Origin of the sequence: Huintestinicola sp., assembly GCF_051882455.1 — a bacterium.
In the GTDB taxonomy this organism is placed as follows: domain Bacteria; phylum Bacillota; class Clostridia; order Oscillospirales; family Ruminococcaceae; genus Huintestinicola.
Window position 1 is genome coordinate 1 of the sequence record NZ_JBJERV010000099.1, and the last position, 4,886, is coordinate 4,886.

Below are 4,886 nucleotides of genomic sequence, written 5' to 3' on the forward strand. Positions count from 1 at the left end.
TAAAATAGACCTCAAGCTGATGCTTTAAGAAGTCCACCATGTTCTCGTAAATGGACTTGTTGTTGATAGCCTTCTTGGTCTGATTTTCGTATGATGTGTATGTGGAAAATGTAGATGAGATGAGCACAAGGCTGTCTGCGATATCGTCGTCCTTCACGGATTTTTCGTTCTTCTGATATTTTCCTGCGGACTTGATGAAATTGTCGATAGATGAGCGGAATGCCTGCCTTACCGCCTTCTGGGGAGTGCCGTCGTACTCAAGGAAGCTTGAGTTGTGGTAATATTCCTGAAAGCTCACATTTTTGGAAAATGTGAAAGCGCAGGACAGCTTCATCTTGTATTCGGGTCTGTCCTCGGCGTCTCTGCCCTTTCTCTCGCAGGAGCAGAACTGCAGTGAGGTGAGATTTTCCTCTCCCACAATTTCCTTGAGATAGTCGGTAATGCCGTTTTCGTAGTAATATTCGGTCTCCTCAAAGCCTCCCGTTTCCTTTTCGATACGAAGGACAAAGGTGACCTTTGGGTTTACCACCGCCTGCTTTTTAAGCACCGAACGGAAATAATCCGCGGGGATAACAATGTCCGTAAATACCTCGGAGTCGGGCTTCCAGCGGGTCCTTGTGCCTGTCCTCTTGGATCTTGTAGGCTCCTTTGACAGACCGCCGATATTTTCTCCCTTTTCAAAATGGAGATTATATTTAAAGCCGTCACGAAGTATCTCAACGTCCATAAATTCCGAGGCATATTGTGTGGCACACAGACCCAGACCGTTAAGTCCGAGAGAAAATTCGTAATCGCTGTTGTTATATTTTCCGCCTGCATAAAGCTCGCAGTAAACAAGCTCCCAGTTCCACCGCTGTTCGTTGTTGTTGAAATCAACGGGACAGCCGCGTCCGAAGTCCTCCACCTCAATGGAGTGGTCGAGGTAGCTTGTGACGATAATTTTGTCGCCGTGACCGTCTCTCGCCTCGTCAATGGAGTTTGATACTATCTCGAAGACCGAGTGCTTGCAGCCCTCAAGGTCGTCCGAGCCGAATATTACCGCAGGGCGCTTTCTTACTCTGTCTGCACCCTTTAAAATGCTTATGCTTTCGTTATCGTAATTTTTCTTTTTTGCGCTCATTTTGCTGTGATTTTTCCTTTCGGTTGTATTTGTTTATGTGCTTTATAAAAATAATACAGTGAAACAACTATGCATATTTCTTCCGTTACCGAGCCGTACTTTTGCCGCCCATATAAACTATAGAACGAGTGGCTGCAGGCTCAGCCTGTTTTGACATTAGCCACATTCTTCTCGCGGTAATCGAGAATATACTTGCATCCCGCAAAGACCGCTCCGAAGAATAAAACGGGCTTCCAGTCAACCTTTGAGCGGCGTGAGCTTACATATACCGCCGTAGGCTTGTCCTTTTCCCCGATGGTGTAAAGCGCCGCAGGGATACCGTTTTCCACAACTATCTTGGTGGGACGGGCATTCACCACCGCCTTTAATACCACCTCGCTCAAAAACGAGGAAATGCAGGCAGCAGCGGCAGTCTTGCCCACCAGTTCAATGACCTCTCTGAGAGTCTGCTCATCAACATAATAGCTCATATGATCTATCCTTTCATTAAACTTCTCAAACCTCAAGCTCCATATAATAATCGTCCATAACGAAGCCGTTTCCGATGTCGGCAACGCCTTCGCCTATGGTCTTGTAGCCCATAGCCCTGTAAGCGGCAATAGTGCTGTCGTTGTGCTTGTTGACAGTCAGCCATATCGCCCCAAGTCCTCTTTCACGGGATATCTCTTTGAGCATATCCGTTACTGCACGGGCATATTTCTTTCCCCGCTCTTCCTTTTTCAGATAAAGCTTTGAAAGGAAAAGCCTGTCACCGTCGGGCTTAATGGCGGTGTAGCCGATGTCCTCGCCGCCCCGTTTTATGAAATAATACTCATAGCCCTCTTTTATATTTTCCTTTTCCGCTTCAAAGGAGCAGAATTTTTCCACCATATAGTCCACCTGCTCGGTGGTGATTATCCCGGGAAAATATTCGTGCCATATGCCGTCCGCAAGCTTTGATACCCTGCGGAGCTGGTCGTCTGTCTCAGCCTTTACAAGCTTTATTTTATCCATTTTTCTATCCCTCATTTTACGGAAAAATATTTTGAGCGTTTCCGCACATTCCTCCTCCATATACCCGCCGTTAATGAGCGGACGGTGATTGTAGGGGAGAGCGGAAAGGTCGGTCACAGAGCCGAAGGAGCCTGCCTTTTTGTCAAATGCGCCGAATATGACCCTGTCGATGCGGGAGTTGATTATCCCTCCCGAGCACATGGGGCAGGGCTCCAGCGTTACATACATCTCGCAGCCCGACAGCCGCCAGCCACCGAGAAAACGGGAAGCGTTATCAATAGCCTCAAGCTCGGCATGAGCCAGGGGACTTCGGCTTTTTTCACGCCTGTTGCGCCCCTCGCCCACTATCCGTCCGTCCGATAGCCGCACAATGACCGCGCCCACAGGCACTTCGCCCTCCGCCGCGGCTTCCTCCGCCAGCTCCAGGGCTCGTTTCATATACACATTATCCGTCATAGCCATTTTATATCCATTATCATCAGCATGAGCGTAAGAATTAGCCACATAATTACGGAAGCGTTTGTAAGGCAGCACATTATCCGCTCGTAATTATCAAGATACATCTTGTAAAGGGGCAGGCTTATCTTGTTGCTGTGTTTTATAATGAACACCGAAACAGCGGTAAAGCCTGCGGCGATATATACAAAAAGCATAGCGGAAGTGATGGTCATATACATTCCCTCGGGCAGGTCCATATATTTGAGAATAGTCAGAAAATACACGCTGCCGCTGATGATTATCCTCATGACAAAGCCCGTAATAATAGAGCCCGAGCGCACCACAAAGAAGCCCACCACCAGCATGATAGTGAATGTAAACAGGAAGGTGTGATAATTTCCTGAGGTAAGGGCGGCGATAAAGCTTGTAAGGATAAGCGCGTAGCCGTCACCGAACTGCTTGAGTATCTGCAAAATGATGCCGTGATGGACTATCTCGCTTATAATGGGAATGATGACCGCCGTCAGGAGAGCGGACAGAACGAGGCAGACCTTATTTTGCGGTACCCAGACGCTGAAGGTAGGGTCAACGCCCATAAGTACAGCTGATGTGTGCTGGATATTTGAGAGTATGGTAGCTATGCCGAAGGTGAGCATAGCCATGGGAACGGCAATGTTAAACAGGGGCTTGTTGTAAATTTTTGTAGGGAAAAAGATCTTTTTGGGCATCTCGATTTTTTTCATAAGATAGATCAAGGGCAGCAGCCGAACGGATATCTTAACGATGTAATCCGTTGCCACAGCTATATATTCGCTGCTTGAAACAAATCTCAGCAAATTATACAACAGGGGAAAATCACCGAAGGGGGCAACGTCCTTGAAAAGCCATACAATAATATTGAGAACGGTGTAAATGGTCAGGAACTTGGCAAGCAGGGAATGTATCTCCACAATGGCAGAGCGCTCCGCCGCCTGGGGGGACTCGGTGATAAAGCCCTCGCCGTCACGGTATGTAAGCTCGTCGGAGTTGTCGAGAAAGTAGAAGCCGTAGTCCTTTTTGTGTTCAATTCGCCATTTGCGGTATAATTCGTTGTATTCCTTGTCCTGAAGCTTCAAGGAGGCAATTCGGCTGTCGCTGTTGTCCCTTTTTTTTGTGATCGCCATAACGGGAGACTCCTTCCCTTTGCTGATTTTGCGTATGATTAAATTTATTATACCACATTTTCCAACAATGTTTGTGAACTTTTTGTGTATGAATATACCCGTATATTTTTGCGGTTGACGACCCGCTTCCAATTTGGCAGGCTGAGCCTACAGCCACTCGTTAATTATCGGTCAGTATATTTGTATCGTTACCGAGCCGACAGTCTGCCGCCCGAATAAATTACAGAACGTCTCGCCGCGGGGCGACCCCCGACAGGCTGAGCCTACAGCCACTCGTTAATTATCGGTCAGTATATTTGTATCGTTACCGAGCCGACAGTCTGATGTCCTAATAAATTACAGAACGTCTCGCCGCGGGGCGACCCCCGCCGCCATGCAAAATCTTTGTAAGAATATTGTTGCAGCTATTGCATTTACGGCACATTTCTGCTATACTGATAATAAGAAAAACTATATTCGGAAAGGGGCATATTTCAAATGAGCGCAGTTCAGAGACGGGACAAAATAAACTACTATCTGGATATTGCCGAGACAGTTCTTGAGCGGGGCACCTGCCTGCGCAGAAACTTCGGAGCGATAATCGTCAAGAATGACGAAATAGTATCAACAGGCTATGTGGGTGCGCCCAGAGGACGTACCAACTGCTGTGACCTGGGCTACTGCACCAGAGAAAAGCTGGGCATACCCAAGGGACAGCGCTACGAGCTGTGCCGCAGCGTTCACGCCGAAGCAAACGCCATAATCTCCGCCGAGAGGAGCGACACCATCGGCTCCACCCTTTACCTTGCCTGCCACGACGCAAAAACAGGGGAGCTTTACGGCGATGTGGAGCCATGCTCCATGTGCAAGCGGCTGATAATAAACGCAGGCATATCCACCGTCATAATCCGGAACACCCGCGATAAATACACCACCATCAATGTCCAGAGCTGGGTGGAAAACGACGACTCCATCGAGGGAACGGACGGATATTGAGTTAAAAAAACGCCTTTCGGAAATACCGAAAGGCGGCAGTCTGTCGAAAAAGAAATGACAATTATATAATATGCACAAACCAACGTAAAAATAGCTTTGTCAAAAACGTTCCACCGGAACGTTTTTGAGGGTAAGTATGTTCGAGCGCTCTACAAGGGGAGGCGGTCGTGTACGCCTCCCCTCGAAATGCTGTCGCA

4 protein-coding genes and 1 pseudogene are annotated in these 4,886 nt (G+C 48.0%); 1 reads left to right on the plus strand and 4 read right to left on the minus strand.

Annotation, left to right across the window (positions count from 1 at the left end; all coding sequences use genetic code 11):
* The 4 genes and pseudogenes from ACI4J0_RS12520 to ACI4J0_RS12535 all read right to left on the minus strand — a co-directional run.
* Positions 1–1,120: pseudogene (locus tag ACI4J0_RS12520) on the minus strand (DNA topoisomerase); the annotation flags it as partial.
* Between the two features lie 140 nt (positions 1,121–1,260).
* The gene (locus tag ACI4J0_RS12525; protein ID WP_439766152.1) at positions 1,261–1,590 is read right to left on the minus strand and encodes a hypothetical protein; all 330 of its coding nucleotides are present in this window, start codon (positions 1,588–1,590) and stop codon (positions 1,261–1,263) included.
* A 25-nt stretch (positions 1,591–1,615) separates the two neighbouring features.
* Positions 1,616–2,551 (minus strand): GNAT family N-acetyltransferase, encoded by a 936-nt coding sequence (locus ACI4J0_RS12530; RefSeq protein WP_439766153.1) that lies wholly within the window; start codon positions 2,549–2,551, stop codon positions 1,616–1,618.
* 14 nt (positions 2,552–2,565) lie between these two features.
* The gene (locus ACI4J0_RS12535) at positions 2,566–3,714 is read right to left on the minus strand and encodes a lysostaphin resistance A-like protein (protein WP_439766154.1); all 1,149 of its coding nucleotides are present in this window, start codon (positions 3,712–3,714) and stop codon (positions 2,566–2,568) included.
* 477 nt (positions 3,715–4,191) lie between these two features.
* On the opposite strand from ACI4J0_RS12535, the gene ACI4J0_RS12540 reads away from it, so the two are divergent.
* On the plus strand, positions 4,192–4,689 hold the full coding sequence (locus tag ACI4J0_RS12540) for a deoxycytidylate deaminase (RefSeq protein WP_439766155.1): 498 nt from the start codon (positions 4,192–4,194) through the stop codon (positions 4,687–4,689).
* Positions 4,690–4,886 lie beyond the last annotated feature (197 nt).